General features: G+C 37.0%; 24 protein-coding genes. 16 read left to right on the forward strand and 8 right to left on the reverse strand.

The features are described 5' to 3' along the window. Window positions 1-11: 11 nt before the first annotated feature. The 6 genes from C1634_RS11925 to C1634_RS11950 all read right to left on the reverse strand — a co-directional run bounded on the left by C1634_RS11925 (window position 12) and on the right by C1634_RS11950 (window position 5,772). Entirely contained in the window at window positions 12-902 is an 891-nt protein-coding gene (locus C1634_RS11925) for a 3-hydroxybutyryl-CoA dehydrogenase (RefSeq protein WP_185145131.1), read from the reverse strand. 10 nt (window positions 903-912) lie between these two features. Then, window positions 913-1,323, reverse strand: a complete 411-nt coding sequence (locus C1634_RS11930) for a hypothetical protein (protein ID WP_103234127.1) — start codon at window positions 1,321-1,323, stop codon at window positions 913-915. A gap of 31 nt (window positions 1,324-1,354) precedes the next feature. Further along, entirely contained in the window at window positions 1,355-2,233 is an 879-nt protein-coding gene (gene bla-A, locus C1634_RS11935) for a CGA/CIA family class A beta-lactamase (RefSeq protein ID WP_103234126.1), read from the reverse strand. Between the two features lie 66 nt (window positions 2,234-2,299). After that, on the reverse strand, window positions 2,300-4,030 hold the full coding sequence (locus C1634_RS11940; RefSeq protein ID WP_109738467.1) for a cellulase family glycosylhydrolase: 1,731 nt from the start codon (window positions 4,028-4,030) through the stop codon (window positions 2,300-2,302). Between the two features lie 43 nt (window positions 4,031-4,073). Continuing rightward, a complete protein-coding gene (locus C1634_RS11945) occupies window positions 4,074-4,808 on the reverse strand; it encodes a hypothetical protein (protein WP_109738468.1) in 735 nt (244 codons plus the stop codon). Between the two features lies 1 nt (window position 4,809). After that, window positions 4,810-5,772, reverse strand: a complete 963-nt coding sequence (locus tag C1634_RS11950; protein WP_103234123.1) for a Gfo/Idh/MocA family protein — start codon at window positions 5,770-5,772, stop codon at window positions 4,810-4,812. Window positions 5,773-5,906: 134 nt separating this feature from the next. Between C1634_RS11950 and C1634_RS11955 the strand changes: the two genes are divergently transcribed. The 4 genes from C1634_RS11955 to C1634_RS11970 all read left to right on the forward strand — a co-directional run bounded on the left by C1634_RS11955 (window position 5,907) and on the right by C1634_RS11970 (window position 8,956). Further along, complete coding sequence (locus C1634_RS11955; RefSeq protein ID WP_109738469.1) at window positions 5,907-6,554, forward strand: hypothetical protein; 648 nt, start codon at window positions 5,907-5,909, stop codon at window positions 6,552-6,554. 102 nt (window positions 6,555-6,656) lie between these two features. Next, on the forward strand, window positions 6,657-7,307 hold the full coding sequence (locus C1634_RS11960) for a protein-L-isoaspartate(D-aspartate) O-methyltransferase (RefSeq protein WP_103234121.1): 651 nt from the start codon (window positions 6,657-6,659) through the stop codon (window positions 7,305-7,307). Window positions 7,308-7,626: 319 nt separating this feature from the next. Next, entirely contained in the window at window positions 7,627-8,613 is a 987-nt protein-coding gene (locus tag C1634_RS11965) for a 2-hydroxyacid dehydrogenase (RefSeq protein ID WP_103234120.1), read from the forward strand. Window positions 8,614-8,662: 49 nt separating this feature from the next. Beyond that, complete coding sequence (locus C1634_RS11970; protein ID WP_103234119.1) at window positions 8,663-8,956, forward strand: hypothetical protein; 294 nt, start codon at window positions 8,663-8,665, stop codon at window positions 8,954-8,956. 115 nt (window positions 8,957-9,071) lie between these two features. Here the strand turns inward: C1634_RS11970 and C1634_RS11975 are convergent, their stop codons facing one another. Continuing rightward, complete coding sequence (locus C1634_RS11975; protein ID WP_109738470.1) at window positions 9,072-9,509, reverse strand: endonuclease domain-containing protein; 438 nt, start codon at window positions 9,507-9,509, stop codon at window positions 9,072-9,074. Between the two features lie 237 nt (window positions 9,510-9,746). Here C1634_RS11975 and C1634_RS11980 point away from each other — a divergent pair, with 237 nt between their 5' ends. The 8 genes from C1634_RS11980 to C1634_RS12015 all read left to right on the forward strand — a co-directional run bounded on the left by C1634_RS11980 (window position 9,747) and on the right by C1634_RS12015 (window position 17,346). Beyond that, window positions 9,747-11,732: a urocanate hydratase gene (locus tag C1634_RS11980; RefSeq protein WP_109738471.1), complete on the forward strand. Its 1,986-nt coding sequence runs from the start codon at window positions 9,747-9,749 to the stop codon at window positions 11,730-11,732. 16 nt (window positions 11,733-11,748) lie between these two features. Then, window positions 11,749-12,291 carry a Crp/Fnr family transcriptional regulator gene (locus C1634_RS11985; RefSeq protein ID WP_103234682.1) on the forward strand — a complete coding sequence of 181 codons (543 nt, stop codon included), beginning with the start codon at window positions 11,749-11,751 and terminating at the stop codon, window positions 12,289-12,291. 230 nt (window positions 12,292-12,521) lie between these two features. Then, a complete protein-coding gene (locus tag C1634_RS11990; protein ID WP_109738472.1) occupies window positions 12,522-13,283 on the forward strand; it encodes an MBL fold metallo-hydrolase in 762 nt (253 codons plus the stop codon). Window positions 13,284-13,669: 386 nt separating this feature from the next. Continuing rightward, window positions 13,670-14,389 (forward strand): TonB-dependent receptor plug domain-containing protein, encoded by a 720-nt coding sequence (locus C1634_RS11995; protein ID WP_109738473.1) that lies wholly within the window; start codon window positions 13,670-13,672, stop codon window positions 14,387-14,389. 27 nt (window positions 14,390-14,416) lie between these two features. Then, entirely contained in the window at window positions 14,417-14,992 is a 576-nt protein-coding gene (locus C1634_RS12000) for a hypothetical protein (protein WP_103234685.1), read from the forward strand. A 13-nt stretch (window positions 14,993-15,005) separates the two neighbouring features. Next, entirely contained in the window at window positions 15,006-15,461 is a 456-nt protein-coding gene (locus C1634_RS12005; protein WP_103234686.1) for a hypothetical protein, read from the forward strand. 477 nt (window positions 15,462-15,938) lie between these two features. Continuing rightward, window positions 15,939-16,505, forward strand: a complete 567-nt coding sequence (locus C1634_RS12010; protein WP_103234687.1) for a hypothetical protein — start codon at window positions 15,939-15,941, stop codon at window positions 16,503-16,505. Between the two features lie 82 nt (window positions 16,506-16,587). Continuing rightward, window positions 16,588-17,346, forward strand: coding sequence for a Rossmann-fold NAD(P)-binding domain-containing protein (locus tag C1634_RS12015; protein ID WP_103234688.1), 759 nt, complete (start codon window positions 16,588-16,590; stop codon window positions 17,344-17,346). Between the two features lie 113 nt (window positions 17,347-17,459). Here the strand turns inward: C1634_RS12015 and tpx are convergent, their stop codons facing one another. Then, window positions 17,460-18,032, reverse strand: coding sequence for a thiol peroxidase (gene tpx / locus C1634_RS12020; protein ID WP_185145129.1), 573 nt, complete (start codon window positions 18,030-18,032; stop codon window positions 17,460-17,462). A gap of 225 nt (window positions 18,033-18,257) precedes the next feature. On the opposite strand from tpx, the gene C1634_RS12030 reads away from it, so the two are divergent. The 4 genes from C1634_RS12030 (at window position 18,258) to C1634_RS12045 (ending at window position 21,797) form a co-directional block, all read left to right on the forward strand. Then, window positions 18,258-19,886 carry an NADP-dependent glyceraldehyde-3-phosphate dehydrogenase gene (locus tag C1634_RS12030; protein ID WP_109738475.1) on the forward strand — a complete coding sequence of 543 codons (1,629 nt, stop codon included), beginning with the start codon at window positions 18,258-18,260 and terminating at the stop codon, window positions 19,884-19,886. A gap of 153 nt (window positions 19,887-20,039) precedes the next feature. Continuing rightward, window positions 20,040-20,549: an RNA polymerase sigma factor gene (locus tag C1634_RS12035; protein ID WP_103234918.1), complete on the forward strand. Its 510-nt coding sequence runs from the start codon at window positions 20,040-20,042 to the stop codon at window positions 20,547-20,549. Window positions 20,550-20,559: 10 nt separating this feature from the next. After that, a complete protein-coding gene (locus C1634_RS12040; RefSeq protein ID WP_103234917.1) occupies window positions 20,560-21,375 on the forward strand; it encodes a hypothetical protein in 816 nt (271 codons plus the stop codon). A gap of 62 nt (window positions 21,376-21,437) precedes the next feature. After that, window positions 21,438-21,797, forward strand: coding sequence for a DUF7716 domain-containing protein (locus C1634_RS12045; RefSeq protein ID WP_103234916.1), 360 nt, complete (start codon window positions 21,438-21,440; stop codon window positions 21,795-21,797). Window positions 21,798-21,828: the final 31 nt, after the last annotated feature.

Here is a 21,828-nt window from a genome sequence, read left to right on the forward strand (position 1 = left end):
TTGATTTAAGATTACTTCAAAAACATTTTTGAAACTTTTTCAGCTTTTTTGCTTTCAGAATAATCGTAGAAGCCTTCACCTGATTTTACACCCAGTTTTCCTGCTGTCACCATGTTTACCAATAATGGGTTCGGTGCATACTTAGGATTTTTGAAACCGTCATACATTACATTCAGGATGGCAAGACATACATCAAGACCAATAAAATCTGCCAGCTGAAGCGGACCCATCGGATGTGCCATTCCCAATTTCATTACTGTGTCAATTTCTTCTACACCGGCAACACCGTTATAAAGTGTTTCGATAGACTCATTGATCATGGGCATTAAAATTCTGTTGGCCACAAAACCAGGATAGTCATTCACCTCTACAGGAACTTTACCCAATGTTTTACTCATTTCATAAATTGCATCAAAAGTCTCCTTAGAAGTAGAATATCCTTTGATAATTTCTACCAGTTTCATGATCGGAACCGGGTTCATGAAGTGCATACCGATTACTTTATCAGCTCTTTTAGTGGCTGCAGCAATTTTGGTGATAGAAATAGAAGAAGTATTGGTCGCAAGGATACAACCTGCAGGAGCCAGCTCATCCATCTGGCCGAAGATCTTCAGTTTAAGATCCATATTTTCTGTAGCAGCTTCTACAACAAGATCTGCAGCTCCTACTGCATCCTTCAATGCTGTAAAAGTAGTGATGTTTCCTAGTGTTTCAGCTTTTTGCTCCTCTGTAAGGTTTCCTTTTGCAATGATTCTGTCAAGATTGGTAGTAATGGTTTTTAAACCTCTGTCCAGAGCTTCCTGAGATACATCTACAAGATTTACTTTAAAACCGCTTTGTGCGAAAGTATGTGCAATACCATTTCCCATGGTTCCCGCTCCGATAACTACAATGTTTTTGATCATTTTTCCTTTATTTTTTATAGATAGTTAAATTTTTTGATTCTGCAATATCTGATTGTGCAACAATAAGTTCCGGATCAAAACTGACATTTCCTTTATTGCTTTTCTCTTTGTTGTTGTTTTGATTGGAAACAGTAGCCATAAGACCTCTTATAAGCCTGTTCTTTTGATTTTTTGTCAGGTAATCTGTACCCACGTATAATGTATATTCACCTTCTCGGCCCATTCCTTTTTGTATCAGGATTTCCAGGCTTTTGATCTGATATTTTCTCTTGAATTCTTTCAGAAAGCTGGTGACAGGTTTATCAGATGGCGGACCACAGCATACACTTCCATAGCTGATCTGTAAATAATTCTGATTCTTCTGTGAGTAAAAGAATGTAAAAGCTAATAGAGCTGTTGTTATTATTATTTTTTTCATGTTAAAATCGCTTAAAAATAAGCTTAAAATTTTATTTATTAAAATATTGCCAAACCTCCTTTGAAATATCAGAGATCATTCTGCAGTTGACTGCATCCGTTTCCATTGAGTTACTGACAAATACAGCTAATGCATAATGTTTGCCATTAGGTAAAGTAACGATTCCTATTTCGTTTTCTGCCCCTGTTAAGCCTGCTTTATTTTTCCCGGAAGCTCCCGTTTTTCTCGCCACAGGAGTATTTTTGGGCAGTTGCTCCACCATTTTGTTTAATCCCGTTGACGTAGACCACATTACTTTCATCAGATACTCTGTAGATTTCTTAGATAATAATTTTCCGTCATAGAATTTTTTAAGGACATCAGCTGCTGATTTTGTAGTGCTGTAGTTTTCATACTGAACATTCCAGTCTTTGTGCATCGCTTCTTCATTATATTTGATCTGAAAACCTTTTACTCCTTTAGAATCCATGAATTTCTGAACAGTCTGAGTTCCACCTAATAGTTTGAGAAGAATATCACATCCATTGTTATCGCTTTTCGCAACAGTGTATTCAATCACTTCACTTAACGGAATCCCAGCAATTCCTTCAGGATACTTATCACGAAGCGGCGACCATGTATTCTCCAGTAAATTCGATTTGTTCAATACAATTTTCTGATCCAGAGAAAGTTTTCCCTGATCTACAGCATTCAAAACTGCAGCGGCAATGTGAAATTTAAATACACTTTGCATAGGCAGCTTTTTGTCTGCATTTTTATCATACTTAAAACCATTTTCAAAGCCCAGAACAGAAACGCCTACCGTTGCTTTTTTGTTCTTAAGAATTGAGTCTATTTTTTGTTCTAATATTGAAGTCTGAGCAAATGAGAATGCAGAGATCAGAAGAAAAAGGAATGCTGTTTTTTTCATAGTGGTATCATTAAAAAAGCCCTCTTCTGAAGACCGGAAGAGAGCTGCAATTTAAGATAATTATTACTATTTTACTTCAAAATAATTCAGATTGACACCCTCATTTTCAAAGAAAATTCTGATCTTGTTTTCCCCCTTCTGAAGACTGATATTCTTTACAGAAATTGTTTTCCAGCTGTCATTTCCTCCGCTGGAAGCTAATGATACACTGGCTAAAACTTTTCCGGAAGCTGTTTCAATTCTTATTTTAGAATCATTAGCCGCCGAATATCTGATGTCAAACGTATAGTTTTTGGCTCCTTTCGATTGAACCGTATACTGAAGCCATTCTCCGGTTTCCGTTTTTCCTACATAATACTGATTGGTAATGGTATCGTTACATGTATAGATATCTACCCCGTCATTTCTCATTTGCTGTCCAAAGTTCCATTCAGACCTTTTAGCCGGATCGCTTACCCAAAGATTAATGAAATCCTTATCCAGATAAGCGGCCCCGATTCTTCCCAAATCATATTCCGAAGCAAATACTCTTCCCGGAACCTGATGATTTTTGAAGGGCTTTGTTGAAGCATCTGTTGTCTGTCTGAACATTGCATCAATCACATCTTTTTTGACTTCCGTATTGCTGAAATTATAATTATCAGCAATCTGCATTAAAGCTTTCTTTGCATATTCCTTAGAAGGCTTTTCACCGCCATTTTTCCAGTAGTCTAGTAATTTTTCATACTCAGGCGTGATTTTTACATTGGTAACTCCTGCGATATTATCAATCTTTTTCATTGGCCAGAATGCATACCCGATATTATGCTTATCCAAAAGCTGAATCAGCTCGGTAAACCATACATTAGAATTCTCACCGGTTTCCCCCAGCCAGATTGGTATATTATGCTTTTCTCTAAGGTCCAGTGCAAACTTCAACGTCTGGTCATCATTATAGTTCCAGTATTTATGGAAACTGAATGCCATATTATTGTCCCAGAGAGCCGGCAGCCCGTTATAATTATTTCCCCATCCATTTCCTTCAATGAAAATGATATGTTTCTTATCCACCTCTCTGATGGCTGCTGTAATATCTTTTTGAAGCTTCCACAGTGGAGCATTAGACATTTCATCAGTACCATTCGGGTTTTTACCCGTGAAATTAATATTAGGTTCGTTGATCAGGTCGTAGCCGCCAATCCATGGATTGTCTTTATATCTTTCGGCCAGTTTTTTCCATAATGCTATCGTTTTTCTCTGATTCTCTTCATTTTCCCACAACGAAGGCTTAGACTTATCATTATCAGAGATATTAGCATCATTTCCCTGACCGCCGGGAGCCGCATGAAGGTCCAGGATCAGATAGATTTTATTATCTGTACACCATTGAAGCAGATCATCCGTCATTCTAAAACCTTCTTCCAGCCATGTATCTTTCCCTTTTACAGCCTCTTTTTCAATCGGAAGAGTATAAAGATTGTAATGCATCGGAAGTCTTATAGAATTGAATCCTGATTTTGCCAGAAAATCAATATCCTGTTTTGTGATTCCGTTTTTATGATAAGCTTTGTAGAACTCATTCATTCCATCTTCACCAATTAATTCTGCAATTTTCTCTTTAATTTTATATTGAGGCCCTGCAAAATCAGCAGTTTTCAGCATATAACCCTCCTGAAGCATCCAACCGCCAGGGCCAAGGCCTCTCAATTGAATATTTTCACCTTTATCATTAACAATTTTCTGTCCGGAAGTCTTTAATAATTGTGATGTCCCAAATTGAGACAATAAAACTGCGGATAATAGAATGGCTCTTTTCATAGTAGTTTCAATGGTTTAAAATAGTAGGAAATATTGTTAGAAATTAATCATAATGAATGGTCACATCATAATAAGAGTCTACATTCAGACCACTTATTTTGCCGGGAATCCATTGTATATGTGAAACAAAATCTTTCAATTGTTTATTGAATTGTTTTTCAAATATATTGTTTTTTTTGTTTTGAAATTCACTTTCTACTGATAAATCTTTAATTTTTCCGTTTTTAGTGAGTGTAAACGTAGCAGAAGTATAAGAGTAATATTTTTCTCTTTTTCTAATATATTCTTTAGGGATTGGGTGCTTTTCAAGATAATCAACTTGAATTTTTTCAAACTGATTATCCATTGTGGAATTAGGATAACGTGAAAGATCATCACAGCTTTCATAAGAAAATACTTCATCAGGATGACTTTTTATAAACTGTTGTTTTGCAGTATCACGCAAAGAGTCCATCAGTTTCTTGCCGAAGTTTTTTAGAATAAGCCTGTTCATCTCAATTTCCCTGCAGTTTTCATACTGATCATTAGGAAATCTTACACAGGATATTGGAATTTGCTTGGTTTTTATGTGATTCTGGTTCAGAAGTATGATAAATTCATCTTCTCCCAGATAATCAGAGCCTAAACCTGAGAAAATGGTCCAGGTATAATTTTTATAATTGAAATCATTTTGAGCCTGCTTTTTTTGATCATCACAATCTATCTCGTAACCACTTTTCTTCTGATTACAAGATAGCATTGTAATTGCTGCTAGAAATAGAGCAGACTTTATGTTCATGTTAGCTGATAAGCTTCATAATTTGCAGAGCAATTTTTAGTGCTTCAGTTCCGTCTTCAAGAGATACTTCTACATTTTTGTCACCTGTAATGGCATCCGCAAAAGAATTTAATTCATCAAGAATAGCATTGTTAGGCTGAATATTCGGATATTCAAACAAGATCTGATTCTTCTCTCCATCAGCATTCTCAATGATCATATCAAATGGAGTAGGGCTTTCAGGAGCATCCTTCATTCGGATAACTTCAGCTTTTTTCTCAAGGAAATCTACAGAAATATAGGCATCCTTCTGGAAGAACCTGCTTTTTCTCATGGCTTTCATAGAAATTCTGGAAGTAGTAAGGTTGGCTACGCATCCGTTTTCAAACTCTATTCTTGCATTGGCAATATCCGGAGTCTTGCTTACCACACAAACACCGCTTGCATGGATGTTTTTAACCTTGGATTTCGCCATACTCAACAGAATATCCAGATCGTGAATCATAAGGTCCAATACTACAGAAACATCTGTACCACGAGGATTAAACTCAGCCAGCCTATGGATTTCAATGAACATCGGATTGCTGATGTATTCCTTAGTCGCAATGAAAGCCGGATTGTACCTCTCAACATGTCCTACCTGTGCCTTAATACCATTTTCCTGGCACAAACGAAGAATTTCTTCTGCCTGCTCAAGAGTCTGGGTAACCGGTTTTTCAATAAAGAAGTGAAGACGTTTTTCAATCGCTTTTAAAGCGTAATCATAATGATAAATCGTTGGAGTGACAATGTCAAGCATGTCGATCTGGTCCAATAATTCATCAAAATTTTCAAAATATTTATATCCGAATTCGGCTTCTAATTTCTTTCCGTTTTCAACATCTTTATCGTGGAAACCTACAAATTCATATCTATCTGATTGATTAAGAAGTTTTAAATGTATTTTTCCCAAGTGTCCGGCACCTACCAAACCTGCTTTTAACATAGCTGTATTAAATTTTTGTAAATATAGTGAATGTACATTTATAAAATATATGACTTTTCACTTGAAGATATTTAAGTTTGAACACATTCAGGCATTAAAGAAATTACAGTAAATTCACGGTTTAAAAAATAACGATGAAAAGACTCATTTCGATTGTACTCTTCTTTGGATTATGTACTGCAGGATGTATAGGAGATAGTCCATATGATCCGCAGGCTAAATGTGGAACTCCAACAAATCTGATATTTGAAAAAGGGAATAACAGGCTTTCCTGGAGTATTATTAGCCAGGGTGAAGGATATTATGAAGTGCAGTATGGGGAACCTGGTTTTTCTTTAGGAAAGGGAACCACCATTGTCACCTATAAGAATTCCTATAATCTCCCTCTATATAAAGATAATAAATATGACCTTTACGTGAGAAAAAATTGCGGAATAGACAATGGGCGGAGCAACTGGGCGGGACCTGTTACCGTTTTGGCCGGTAATACAACAACTTGTGTAAAACCGGGGTATGCAACGTATTCAAAAACAACTTCTTCTGCAACTTCTTCTATTTTTGATGCTGCAGTATCCTGGGAAAATGATGGGGTTTCTGCATATGAAACCGTTTTGACAATAAGTTCTGCTCCTCCTGCAAGTGGAGATTTGGTGATTGCAGGTCAAAAAGCCATTTATGTAGGGTTAAGTAAAACAGTGAATTATAACTTTTTTGTGAGAAAAAGATGTGCTGATAATACCTTCAGCGATTTTTACGGACCTTATCCGATAAGATGGAATTAAGAAATAAAAACAAAGCAGTCGTTTTTTGATTGCTTTATTTTTTGTGGATAATTCTTTGCTCCAATTTCTGAAATCTAATTTCTAATTTCTTACTTTTGTCAAATGCAGGATTCGTTTGTACATAAAGGAAAAAGAAAGATTTTAGTTGAATATCTTCGACACAGAATTGGAATTTCGGATGAAAATGTACTTCGGGCGATGAGTGAAGTTCCGAGACACCTTTTTATCGAAAGTATTTTTGAAGATTTTGCCTATGAAGACCGGGCTTTCCCGATTCTGGCACACCAGACTATTTCCCACCCCTCCACGGTGGCAGAACAATCTGAGCTGCTAAAGGTAAAGGCAGGTGAAAAAGTTTTGGAAATCGGAACAGGGTGCGGATACCAGACCGCAGTTTTATTGGCAATGAAAGCCCATGTATATACCGTGGAAAGGCAGAAAGATCTGTTTGATTTTTCAAAAAAGAAACTCAGAGAGATGCATCTCTATCCAAAATTCCAAAGCTTTGGGGATGGTTTTGCCGGATTGCCTACTTTTGCACCTTTTGATAGAATTATCGTTACCTGCGGAGCTTCCACACTCCCTACAGAACTGTTGAAACAATTGAACATTGGAGGAATTATGGTGATTCCATTAGGACCAACGGATGAGCAGGTTTTATTCAGGTTTACGAAAGTAGGTCCTACAGAATTTGAAAAAGAAGAATTCGGAGCGTATAAATTTGTTCCGATGTTGGGAAATACCAATCAATAATTTTATCAATAGAACGGAACTGGTCTCAAACACCAATTCTTAGTAAACTTATCTTATTAATAGGAACGGACTTTAGTCCGTTTTTCAACAATAAAAATTCATCTGGCTTTAGCCAAAATTTAAAATTTTTTAACTCCATTTCGGAATGAAAATTGATGGAATTAAACCCCCTCGATCTTGAAATTCCTCATCAGAAAAAAATAATATAGATGCTGAACAAACATTCAGATGAAAAGAAATAAATTTTTAATATTAAAGTTCAATAACCTTACTTTTTGCGAGTGAGGTTTTTTATTTATAATCATCAAATAACAGTATAATGAAAGTTTTTATCAATAAAAGAATTCCCGAAACAGGAATTAAAATGCTGGAAGAAGCAGGTCTGGAAATTATATTACCGGAAAATGAAAACCTTTCTTACGAAGAATGGCTGGGCTATTGTAAAAATACAGATACCATCCTAAACGTAGGCGGTGACTTTAAATATGATAAGAAATTTTTTGATGCCTGCCCAAATGTCAAAGCCATTGCTTTATACTCTGTTGGATTTGATCATGTGGAAATAAAAGAAGCCACACAAAGGCATATTCCGATTGGGAATACCCCTGATGTTTTGAGCAGAGCCACTTCTGATGTAGCCTTTTTACTGATGCAGTCTGTGGCAAGAAGAGCCAGTTATAATTTCCAGAAAGTAAAAGACGGAAACTGGAATGCATTTGATCCTTTGCATGCTTTGGGACAGGAACTGTACGGGAAAACGCTGGGAATTTTCGGATTGGGACGCATTGGCTATGAAATGGCAGAAAAATCAAAGAAAGCTTTTGGGATGAATATCATTTATCATAACCGAAATCATAATGAAGAAGCAGAACGAGAGCTGGGAGCGGCTTATGTTTCTTTCGAAGAGCTGATCAAAAACTCAGATGTATTGAGTGTTCATGCCAACTTTACCCCTGAGCATAAAGAAGTATTCAATTATTCCTTATTTGAACAGATGAAACCGGACTCTATTTTTATTAACACGGCCAGAGGAGGTTTTCACAATCAGAAAGATCTGTATCAGGCGTTGGTAGATAAGAAAATATGGGGAGCAGGCCTGGATGTTACCAACCCGGAACCGATGTCATCGGATGATCCTATTCTTGGGCTTTCAAGTGTTTGCATTCTTCCGCACATTGGATCTGCTACTGTTGAAGCCCGTAACGGGATGGCAAGACTGGCTGCAGGAAATATTATTGCTTTTTCAAAAAATGAAAAAATGCCTTATTGTGCAAATCCGGACGTTTATTCTGATCATTCATCATAACTTGGAATTATTTTTGTTCTGACTATATAAACCTAAAACCTTACATATCATGGCACCAGAGAAAAATATTAATGAACAAAACAAGAGGTTAGAACAAATGGATTATAATCCTAATGAAGATATATTTAAGAAAGAAAAGCACATTTCGCTTGATGGAGATGGTAATCCTATTTTAGAAGAAGATTTTGACGAGGATAAAATTGATAAAGGTTTAGATATCCCCGGCACAGAAGATGATGATGAAATGGAAGAAATAGGAGAAGAAGATGAAGAAAACAATTACTGGAGTCTCAGCGATAATGAAGACGACCATGAAGAAGAAAACGATGATGTTTTAACCTAAATTTTTACGAAAAATAAACCAGCCTTATTGATTTTCAGTAAGGTTTTTTTATGTTGAATAAGGACTTCTTTTGGTAGGGGCAATTCCCCTCCCTCGGAGGGGTGGATTCAAAAATTTACAGAATTTTTGAAGACGGGGTGGTTCCATAGTGCAGCACAATAAAATCCTCTAACTTCTTCATCACAACACTTAGATTATTCCTCACATTATAATCTGTAATTCTGAAAATAAGCAGTCCTAATGACTCAAGATATTCCTCCCTTATTCCATCATAAACCTGCTTTTCATCATGACTTGAACCATCTATCTCAATAATAAGTCCTAAAGTTTTCACATAGAAATCAACGATATAATTTCCAATAATTCTTTGTCTGTCAAAATCAATTTTATGGAATTTTTTTGCACGGACTTTCTTCCAAAAGATTACTTCACCCAGAATTCGGGCTTTGCGTTTTTCTATTAATAATACCTTTAAATGAGGATTATATGGTAAATTTTCAACGAAATTCCTACGGATCGGAATTCCGTTGATGGTGGTGAGGATTTCTTTCATTGTTGTGTTTTAACCACCCCGTCTTCCAAAGTTTACACTTTGAAATCCACCCCTCCGGAGGAGGGGAATTGAGGTACATCTTTTCAAATATAGTATTTAGTATCAAATCTTCATTATTTTTGTAAAAAAGCAAATGTATTCCCTTCGCTATTTAGCTTTTCCCCTTGCCTATATTTTCTAATTTGAATATCTTTAAAACTTCAAACATTGTTTCAACATAGACCTTTAAATAGCAATATGACATTTCAAGAACAGATACAGCAGGGGATTCCTAATCAGCTGCCACAACCAAAACCATACGAGACCACTATCAACCATGCTCCGAAGCGTAAAGAAATTTTAGGAGAAGAAGAGAAAAAACTGGCATTGAAGAATGCTTTACGTTATTTTGATCCTCAGTTTCACGCAGAGCTGATTCCTGAATTTAAGCAGGAACTGGAAGATTATGGAAGGATTTATATGTACCGTTTCCGTCCGGATTACGAAATGAAGGCGAGACCTATTACAGACTATCCCGGAAAATCTGAGCAGGCGAAAGCGATTATGCTGATGATTCAGAACAATCTGGATTATGCAGTGGCACAGCATCCTCACGAACTGATTACATACGGTGGAAATGGAGCTGTTTTCTCAAACTGGGCACAGTACCTTTTAACGATGAAGTATCTTTCAGAAATGACAGATGAGCAGACGCTGACAATGTATTCGGGACATCCGATGGGGCTTTTCCCATCTCATAAAGAGGCACCAAGAGTAGTTGTGACAAATGGAATGATGATCCCGAACTATTCAAAACCGGATGACTGGGAGAAGTTCAATGCATTGGGGGTTACCCAGTACGGACAGATGACCGCGGGAAGTTATATGTATATCGGTCCGCAGGGGATTGTTCACGGGACAACGATTACGGTGTTAAATGCTTTCAGAAAAATTAAAAAAGAGCCGAAAGGAGGACTTTTTGTAACGTCAGGATTAGGAGGAATGAGTGGTGCTCAGCCAAAAGCCGGTAATATCGCGGGCTGTGTTACCGTATGTGCCGAAGTAAATCCTAAAATCACCAAAATCCGTCACGATCAGAAGTGGGTGAATGAGATCTATGAAAATCTTGATGAACTGGTAAAAAGAGTAAGAGAAGCACAAGGCAATAAAGAAACGGTGTCTTTGGCCTACCTTGGAAATATTGTTGAAGTTTGGGAGAAATTTGATCAGGCAGATTTAAGAATCGATATCGGGTCAGATCAGACTTCACTTCACAATCCTTGGGCTGGAGGGTATTATCCTGCAGGACAAAGTTTTGAAGAATCTAATACCATGATGGCTGAAAACCCTGAATTATTCAAAGAAAAAGTTCAGGAAACATTGAGAAGACATGCTGCAGCCATCAACAAACATACAGCGAAAGGAACGTATTTCTTCGATTATGGAAACGCCTTTTTATTGGAAGCTTCCAGAGCCGGAGCTGATGTAATGGCGGATAATCCTACATTGGGAAGAGAATTCAAATATCCAAGTTATGTACAGGATATTATGGGGCCTATGTGTTTCGATTATGGTTTCGGACCGTTCCGTTGGGTATGTTCCAGTGGAAATCCGGAAGACCTGCAGAAAACAGATGATATTGCATGTGCAGTATTAGAAGAAATGGTTAAAAATTCTCCTGAAGAAATTCAGCAGCAGATGAAAGATAACATTCAGTGGATCAAAGGAGCGCAGGAAAATAAACTGGTTGTAGGCTCACAGGCAAGAATCCTTTATGCAGATGCAGAAGGAAGAATGAAAATTGCAGAAGCCTTCAACAAAGCCATTAGAAACGGTGAAATAGGACCTGTGGTATTGGGGAGAGACCACCATGATGTTTCGGGAACAGATTCCCCTTACAGAGAGACTTCCAATATCTATGACGGATCAAGATTCACTGCAGACATGGCGATTCACAATGTGATTGGTGACAGTTTCCGTGGGGCTACCTGGGTTTCCATTCACAATGGTGGTGGCGTTGGCTGGGGAGAAGTAATCAACGGAGGTTTTGGAATGCTGTTGGATGGAAGCGATGATGCCGACAGAAGACTAAAGTCTATGCTTTTCTGGGACGTGAACAACGGAATCTCAAGAAGAAGCTGGGCCAGAAACGAGGGCGCTATTTTCGCCATTAAAAGAGCCATGGAAGCAGAACCGAACTTGAAAGTGACGATTCCAAATCTTGTAGACGAAAACTTACTGTAATAGATATCATTCAGCATTGGCAACGATCAACAAAAAACTGTTTTCACATCTGAACGTAGAGGATAGTGATCCTGTATGGGAGAAGTTTGCTGAGGTTGAATTTTCAAAGAAAAACATATTTCCGGACGACAAAGCCTATCTTGTAGAAGATGGGCTTGTCCGTAAATATTACATCAACAGTACATCGGATATTGACACCGAGATCTGTGCAGAATTCTACTTTCCCGGTGATATTTTTACCGTTGAAGAAAAAAGCTCCGATGCCGTTTACGAATCTATCAACAGAGGCTTGGCATGGGAAATTACCTTAGATGAGGTGAAAGATATGTTCGCTGTAAATCCGCACTGCCGTTTCGTTCAGAATTACTATCTGAGCAGAAAACTCAATGCTGCTATGAAGAGAGAAATGCTTCTGCTGAAAAACACTCCGCAGGATCTCTATGAATATCTGCTGAAGAACAAACCTCATTATATTCAGAATATTCCTCTGAAATACCTGGCTTCTTATATCGGGATTACGCCTATCTCTTTAAGCCGAATCAGAAAGAGGATTTTGTAAGAAGCTAGAAGCTGGATGAGGGGAGTTGGAAGTTACTCTCAGTCTTCAGATCTTCTGTAGGTTTAATAATTGGTAGATTATTTCAAATAAAAAAGAAGGAATAGTTGTTCTATTATCTCAATCACTTCCATCCTCCATCCCCAAGCTTCCATCCTCAAAACATCCTCATTTATTATCTTTTGTTTATTGTCTTGCCTTCCGTAAGTCTTTTCCTTTGTTGAAAAAAGAATATGGAAATACAAAAACTCAACTGGGCAGGCATTCGTCTTACTTCTCACTACAAAACCATCTTAATAGATGCGGTAGAAGATTTCTCTTACTATAAACCTGTTTTGGGTGATGCTGTGGAGAATCTTTTAGAATTTTCAGAGCATGTACAGGCAGATTATATTCTGTTTACCCATCTGCATCTCGATCATTTTGACAAAGGAGTGATCCGAAAATGCTTAAAGAAAAACGGAAAACTGATCGTCTATGCAGGACTGGAGTCTGTTGTAAGAAAATTGGTAGATGATGTAGAAATCATTGTTCTTGATCTTAATGAAACCTTCACAGAAAACAATATCACTTTCAAACCTGTATTTGCAATGGATGGAGTGGGAGAAATACAGTCCTCCTGGGTCGTAGATGACGGGATTACCAAAATATTTCATGGTGGAGATACCATCTGGCATAACCAATTCTGGAAGCTCGGAAAAGAAAATCCAAACATAGACTATGCCTTCTTACCGGTAAACGGAGTAGTGGTTAACTTTGAGATCATCGGATTGGAATACAGCCCCGTTCCCGCTTCCCTCAATCTGAAAGAAGCTTTTGCAGCAGCCCATCTTCTACATGCCAAAAAGCTGGTGCCCATTCATTACGGATTGTTTGCTCATGAGAAATGTTATATTCCTCAGGTGTTTGACGATCATGATTTGAAGTGCGTTTCGGAGGAAGTAGGACAGGAGTATATGATTCTGAAAGATGGAGCGATGCTGGTAGAATCTTAAACAATTTTTTTCTGAACCATTAAGAATGTTGAATCTGTTAAGAATATAAAGATGAAACGCAGACTTAAAAAATATCTTTGATGTTTCTCTTAACTTATCTTCACCACTTCAATATTCTTAATGGTTCAAAAAGATAAGCTTGTTGGAAAACGCAAAGGCGCAAAATGATAGTAAAAAGATACTGCTTTAAGACGCAAAGATTTTATCTCCGATAAAATTGATGATGTGTCACTTGTCGGAAATTTTAGATTTTCTTGCGCCTTACCATAAAACTCTCAAAAACCTTGCGCCTTTGCGTTTTCCAACTTAAGTTAAAATGATAAAATATTTTAAAATCCTTTCCAACCTTTTTTATGATAAAATCATCTTTATAGTAAAAGAATACTATGAAAATTACCATTCCCAAACCCTGTCATGAAAACTGGAATACAATGACCCCTGATGAAAAAGGAAGATTCTGTGCTGTTTGTTCCAAAACGGTGAGAGATTTCAGGAATGCACAGGATGATGAGATTATAGAGGTTTTTACTAATGCTTCGCAGGAAATCTGTGGGAATTTTAATCCGTCACAGCTTAATAGGGATTTAAATTATTCCTATATCAATACTTTATTGGTGAAATTTGCGGTTGGTGTCATGCTGACAACGGGAGGAATGGTACGTGTGAATGCACAGCAAAATAAAGCCAATGATACTTTAAAAATTGAAGAAATACAGGATGTTGTATTGTCTGAATTCAGGAAAGATAGGAAATTACTTGGGTCAGTTTCTGTAGTGTCTATGGATGCTTTAGCCTGCAAAGAAAAGGAAGGTAAAGGAGCCGTTACCGATGTGTCAAAAATATTTTTCAGCCAGATCTCTCCTAATGCGTATCCAGAGACAAGTACAATACGCATTGGCAAAGCTCCTTCAAGCGGAGCAAGACCCTATAGTCCATTGTATGTTGTAGATGGGAAAATAAGCGATTATGAGAAAGTAAAAGCACTGGATCCTAATGTGGTAAAAACAGTTAATGTTTTGAAGGAAGCTTCTGCAACGGCAAAGTATGGCAAAAAAGCAAAAGATGGAGTAGTCGTAATTACGACTAAAAAGAAAAGAAAGATTTAACTATCTTAGAGGATAAAATAGATAACCATGAAATTGACGATTCCTAAGCCCTGTCACGAAAACTGGGAATATATGGACCCTGATGAAAAGGGTAAATATTGTTCTGTATGCTCTAAATCCGTTTATGATTTTACAGGTTTTTCTGATGAAGAGATCCGTAATTTTAACTTTGATCAAAAGATATGTGGACGATTTCGGGAAGATCAGCTGAACAGAAATCTGAATTTTTCAATAGCCGGTAAATTGGCTGCCGGTTTGCTTATTGCTGGTGGTGGTTTATCTGCTATCAATGCACAGGAAATAAAGCCTAGAGATACCACAATCCCTACTGAAACCTCAAGTGGTTTTACGGCCCCATCCACAAAACAAGATACTATAAAGAAAGTATTCCGTATAAAAGTGGGGATGGTTGCTTCAGATAATGAAGATTTTTTAATTATTCTGGACAATAAAGAGATGACATTGAAGGAATACAGGGCTTTGAATTTTGATTTTAAAACGGTAGAGAGTACTCAAATTATCAGAGATCCGGAGATTCTAAAAAAATATGGTGAAAAAGCCAAGAACAAGGTCGTTATTATAACAACTAAAAAGACGAAATAAGCAGCAGTCCGTTTTGAAAAAATATACCGCACACTATCAAAAAAAAGACTTGGTTCTGGTTTCGGACATTAAGCATGAAATCGGGAGGATAACAGAGACCAGGAAATTGTTTCAATATGAGGAATATATAGCTTTAAACTCAAAAAAATACAATATTAAGAATGTAGGCTTTTTAAAGAATGATATAGAACTTTTTGATGCTAATACAGTAGTTTACTTTACCGATTTGGCCAAAGAAAGAATTATTAAGTCGGGGCAAGGAGTTCGGATCCATTATTTTAAATTAAAGAAGACTAGGCAGCTGATAGAAAAAGGAAAAGTATTAATTGAGATAAGCGAAGAAAAAAGAAGGTTTAAAGAACCTGTTTTTCATGTAGAAGTGGATGATTCTGTTGATGATTTGCTTACTTTATTGTTCCTGCATTTTTCAACAAAAGAATTTAATTCTATTGGTGGAGACGGAGATTAAAACACTTCATATAAAGATCCAATGATCATCTCATATAATTCCAGAAACACGCTTCCATTGTCACTCCACAGGAGTCTCAATTATGCTTTTAAACATAATATAAAAAACTCAGTTATATGCTGTTTTTTATTATTTTGAACCATTACGGGAGTGAAGTGGTGAAGATAAGTTAAGGAAAACATCAAGATGTTTTGTAAGCGTTGTGTGTCACCTTAATATTCTTAAACTATTTTCCCGCAGATCTCACAGATTTCACAGATCTTTTTATATTATCTGCTTAATCTGCACAATCTGCGAGAGATCAAAATAGACAGTGTTCAATTTTATCGAAGATAAAATCTTTGCGTCTTAAAGCAATACCTCTTTACTATCATTTTGCGCCTTTGAGTTTTTCAACTTAAGTTAAAAGACAAAACATTTTAAAACACTTTCCAACCTTTTCTACCATAATCTCATCTTTATAAGCAAAAGAATATTATGAAAATTACCATACCAAAACCCTGTCACGAAAACTGGGAAACAATGACAGCCGATGAAAAAGGAAAATTCTGTGGGGCTTGTTCTAAAACAGTAACCGATTTTACAGGCTATTCGGATGAAGAACTTTTAATGAGCTTTAAGTCTGATAAAAATGTTTGTGGAAGGTTTACAGATGATCAGCTGGGAAGAAATCTGAGCTTCTCATTAACCTCCAAAATAGCCCTAGGATTATTGGCTGCCAGTGGAATGATAACGACTGCCAAAGCACAGGAATTGAAAGATGAAGAAGTAAAGAAAGTAGATTTTAAAAAAGGATTCCAGGGTATAGAAGTCATCAACAATACATTACATAAAACCATGTGGCTGGGCATGCCTACTGAGGAAGAAATTGAGGCTACACAACCGTTGATCCTGCTGGATAATAAAAAAATAAACGAAAAGAAGATGAAAAAGATAAATGGAGATAAAGTGAAAAGCGTAAAAATACTTTCCGGTGAAGGAGCCACTAAACTGTATGGAGATAGAGGTAAATATGGCGTGATTGTAATTGAAAGTAAAAAATAAGAGCATGCTGAAATTCATGCAATATGGATGATTGTCATTCGGAATAAGTTGTTTTTTACCCAATAAATTAATACATTGAAGAATGAAAAAAATTGGAATTATAGGTTGTGGCTGGTTGGGCGGTCATATTGCAGAGAGATTATCCGGGCAATATGAGATTTTTGCAACCACTACTTCTGAGTCTAAAATACAGGATTTATCAGATAAAGGATACCACGTTACACAGGTTAGTTTTGAAGACGATAGATCCGAAACAATAAGAGAATGGGAGATCGCTCCACAATTGGATGCCGTGATTATTACCGTTCCTTTTGCAGGAGTAAGAGGTGCTGAAATTCCATTACAGGAGAGAGCTCAGAATCTGCTTAAATTTCTTGGAGATTATAAAGGGCAGCTCTATTTGATGAGCTCTACTGGCGTATATCCGAATATCGATCAGGAATTTACAGAAGATGACCGATCTGCAGAAGATGTTCCCAGTGAAAGTGCAATAGCCAAAAGATTCCCGGAAGTCAATATTTTAAGACTGGCAGGATTAATGGGTGATCAGAGACTTTTAAAGAATTATAATATTTCAAACCTGGACTTGCTGGTCAATCATATTCATTATGCTGATATCTGTTCGGTTGTTGAAAAAATGCTGGAAAATAAATCTCATTCCAAAGTCTATAATGTGGTGGCACCTGTTCATCCCAATAAAGAAGAGATCATCAATGCCCAGAAAGATCTGCCATATTCAGGAGAACGTACGACCGAAGGCCGAATCATTTCATCAGAAAAATTAATTTCAGATCTGAATTTTGAATTTCAATATCCGGATCCGAGGTATTTCCATTTGTAAATGCTTCAGGAAATTAAGTGATTCTGATGATCACTAAAAAGAAAAAAGAATGTAAAATAGAAGCTCCGGCGATCGAAGATCGCCGGAGCTCTTTATATATTAAAAGCAAAAGCTTATTTTCCCACAGCTGCAATAGCGGCCTCATAGTTGGGTTCCTGTGAAATATCCGGTACCTGCTCTTCGTAAATAATGTTTCCTGAAGGATCTATCACAACAACAGCTCTGCTCAGCAATCCTTTCATCGCAGAATCTACCATTTCCACACCATAGTTCCATCCGAAATCTGAACGGAAATCTGAAAGCATGATCACATTTTTGATCCCTTCCGCACCACAGAACCTTTTCTGGGCAAACGGCAAATCTTTGGAAATACAAAGGACTACCGTATTGGGAAGATTTCCTGCATCCTCATTGAAATGGTGTACAGATGCAGAGCAAACTCCTGTGTCTACACTTGGAAAGATATTCAGAATGACATATCTTCCTTTGTAAGAATCCAGTGTCTGATCATTCATATTGACATCTGTAAGGGTGAATTTAGGGGCTGGCTTATTCAGGGCCGGCAATTTGGCATAAGTATGTACTTCTTTTCCTCCCATTAAAACAGTATTGGTTGCTTTGGATTTTTGAGCAAAGCCCACCGCAGAGAAGAATAACAGGGTACTGAAAACTAATTTTGAAAACATGAAAATTTATTTTTCAGCTAAATTATTCTTTTTTCAGGAGCTAAGATTAATTTTAATTCAAATAGATCGAATCTATGATCAGATTGTTTTTTTCAAAACATTTTACTTCTACCTTTATATTATTAAACGTTGCAGTTTCGAAGTGTCATTCAGAATGACGAAAGCCAAATTGTTTGATTTTTGAGGCAGCTTCAATTTTATCACATTAAAAAAATAGAAAGATTTATGAGTTCAGAAAATACAGCATCATTCCATCACATTTTTAAAAATGAAAACGAAATCCCGGAAGAATATAAAGTACCGGTTATTCATCAGAAAACCTATCTGCTAAATGGCGAGTTGGTAGAATGGAACGGAGAGGTCACTGAAATCTATTCTCCGGTATGCATTCCTACAGAAAGCGGATTAGAAAGAAAGCTTTTGGGAAGCATTCCGAATATTGGTCCCAATGAAGCGATGGAAGTGCTTGAAGCCTGTGTAAAAGCTTATGACAACGGTCTGGGTGAATGGCCTACAATGTCCGTGGCAGGACGCATCAAATGCATGCAGAAATTCGTATACCTGATGATCCAGCAGAGAGATCTGGTGATTAAGCTGTTGATGTGGGAAATCGGGAAAACACTGGCCGATTCTACGAAAGAGTTTGACCGTACCGTAGATTATATCAACCAAACCATTGATGCCCTGAAAGACCTGGATAGAGAGTCTTCCCGCTTTCAACAGGCAGAAGGAACTATTGCACAGATCAGAAGAGCTCCGCTAGGAGTGGTCTTAAGCATGGGACCATTCAATTATCCTCTGAATGAAATTTTCACCACCCTTATTCCCGCTTTGATCATGGGAAACACCATCCTGTTCAAACTTCCAAAACATGGAGTATTGGCTCACTATCCTTTATTAAATGCTTTTAAAGAAGCATTCCCGAAAGGAACTGTAAATACATTATACGGAAAAGGATCAGAAATTATCACTCCGATCATGGAAAGCGGAAAAGTGAATGTGCTGGCTTTCATCGGGTCAAGTAAAGTAGCTAACGGACTGAAAAAACTACACCCTAAAGTGAACCGTCTAAGAGCAATTCTGAGCCTGGATGCAAAAAATGCAGCCATTGTTACCAAAAATGCAAACCTGGATGTAGCGGTGAGTGAATGTATTCTGGGAGCACTTTCCTTCAACGGACAACGCTGTACAGCATTGAAGCTGATCTTTGTACAAAAAGAAGTTGCGGCAGAATTTACCAAGAAACTAAGTGAAGCGGTATCTGCTCTTAAACCTGGACTGCCATGGGAGAAAGACGTGAAAGTAACCCCACTTCCTGAAGTGAATAAACCTCCTTATCTGAAAGAATGTATAGAGGATGCTTTACAAAAAGGAGCTACAGTTTTGAATAAAGATGGAGGATATACAGAACAGTCTTTTGTTTTCCCGGCAGTGGTATATCCTGTAAACAGCGATATGAAGCTGTATCATGAAGAGCAGTTTGGTCCGGTGATTCCTGTTGTTCCGTTTGAGGATATAGAAGAACCTATAGAGTACCAGGTGAATGCATCCCACGGAATGCAGGTGAGTATTTTCAGTGAAGATCCGCATGAGGTTGCAAGACTTATTGATCCTTTTGTAAACCTTGTAAGCCGTGTCAATATCAATTGTCAGGCACAGCGTGGACCGGATGTTTTTCCTTTTACAGGAAGAAAAGATAGTGCCGAAGGAACGCTTTCTGTTTTTGATGCACTCCGTTCATTTTCTATCCGATCTTTGGTGGCTGCAAAACTGACGGATTCTAACAAAGAATTACTCAATACCATCGTCAGAGAGCATGATTCCAACTTCTTGAGCACCGATTATATTTTCTGATTCTAAACGGTATCGTATTTAACATAAATAAAAATCCTCAATAAACTACTGTGTTTTTTGAGGATTTTTTTAACTTAATGCCGGAAATTAGAGTTTTGTGTTATAATAAGGTGATATTTTGGTAAATATTGCTTAAGGATCAGTGTGTAAATCATGTCTTCACCCGAAAAAGAATTTTTAGAGAAAATTGAAAAGCACAAAGGTGTTGTTTTCAAGATTTCTAAAATGTATATGGATAATAAGGACGATCAGAATGACCTCTATCAGGAGATCATCTACCAGGCTTGGAAATCATATGGTGATTTTCAAAAGAGAAGTGATTTCTCAACATGGTTGTATAGAACTGCGCTCAATACAGCAATTGTTTTTCTGCGAAGTGAAAAAAAACGTAGTTTTATACAGAACCAGAATATAGATGGACTGGGCGTTCGGCAGGAACCTTATAATGATACAGATGATATGAATATGAAACTGATGTACGAAGCCATCCATCAGTTGAGCCCCATTGATAAAGCCCTTATATTTTTCTTTTTAGAAGGCTTTTCGGGAAAGGAAATTTCTGTTCAGCTGGGAATTACCGAAGTGAATACACGGGTGAAATTGAAAAGGGCAAAAGAAAAGCTGAAAGAGATCATTACCAGACAAAGGGAAGGTTCCAATTAAAAGATAAAACATGGAGTTAGAAAACTTTAAAGAACTTTGGAATAAAGATACAGGACAGGAGTCTCCTGAAATTTCTCTGGAAAAGCAGAGAGAAATACATTCTCCGTTGCAGATGCTGAAAATCAATATGGAAACTGAATTTTGGCTGATGGTCATTACACTGCCATTACTTTTGACCAATTTTCCGTTTGCTTCTATAGATTCTAATATTAAAATTATATCAGCATTTGTCACCATCCTGACGCTCGCTTTTATCGTTTATTTTTATTCCCGTTTTCGGAAATTGTATAAGCTGCTTCGGAAAAACAGTATCAATACGAATTACGATTTATTCAATCTTAAAACACAGCTTCTTATATCGAAAGAAATTTACATTTCCTATTATATCTCCTACATACCCCTTGGATTCATTCTGTCCCTGATCAAAATTAATTTTCATTTTGACATGGAGTATAATCTGGCCATCTTCGGAATAAGTCTTCTGATTACTCTGTTGCTGGTTGCCTTTATTATAAAATATTGGATCTATTATATGTATGGAAGGTATATAGATGATGTAGTACGCCTTGTAGATGAGCTCAATGATATTGAAGTAAAACCTTTGACTCGGAAGAAAGGAACATGGTTTGAGCGTTCACAGAAATTTTTCATGAACAAGTTTGGAATTAAAGGAAATGTCGTGAACACTGTGATATGGTTTGCATCCATGTATATTTTTATCATTGTATTCCTGACAGTTGTACTTTTAATCATCATAATAGCAGGAGCGAAACTGGATTTTCTTGATTTCGGATCATTGCAGAGAGCATTAAATAAACTAAATTAGAAATTATTTTATCTTCTGCAAATGTTCTATCTTTAAAAACTTGAGTTGTAAAAAAATATCAGATGGATGAGATTAAAAATCAGATGTATTCTATAGAAGAATTTCTGGAACTCGTAAAGAATAAACAGGACCGGAAGGCATCATATGATCCGGATTATAATTATGCGGTATATTCTTCAAAAGATGAATTTAAGCCGGAAATGAAGATTTTTATCGGGGATCCACTGGATATTGGTGAGGATGATAGCGAAAGCCTGCCTGATTTTGTTTTTCATAATAAGCTGAAGTATATGTGTTCTGATGAGAACATTCAGGATGTTGTGGATCTGGCGTTCCGTCAGCGTGCTGAGGTTACATGCTCTCAGCTCATCACGGCATTGAATCACTATCTTGAAAAAGATGATTTTTTAGATTTTAAATAACAGTAGAATAACATATTAAATAAAGAACCTG

This window comes from Chryseobacterium viscerum (assembly GCF_002899945.2).
In the GTDB taxonomy this organism is placed as follows: Bacteria; Bacteroidota; Bacteroidia; order Flavobacteriales; family Weeksellaceae; genus Chryseobacterium; species Chryseobacterium viscerum.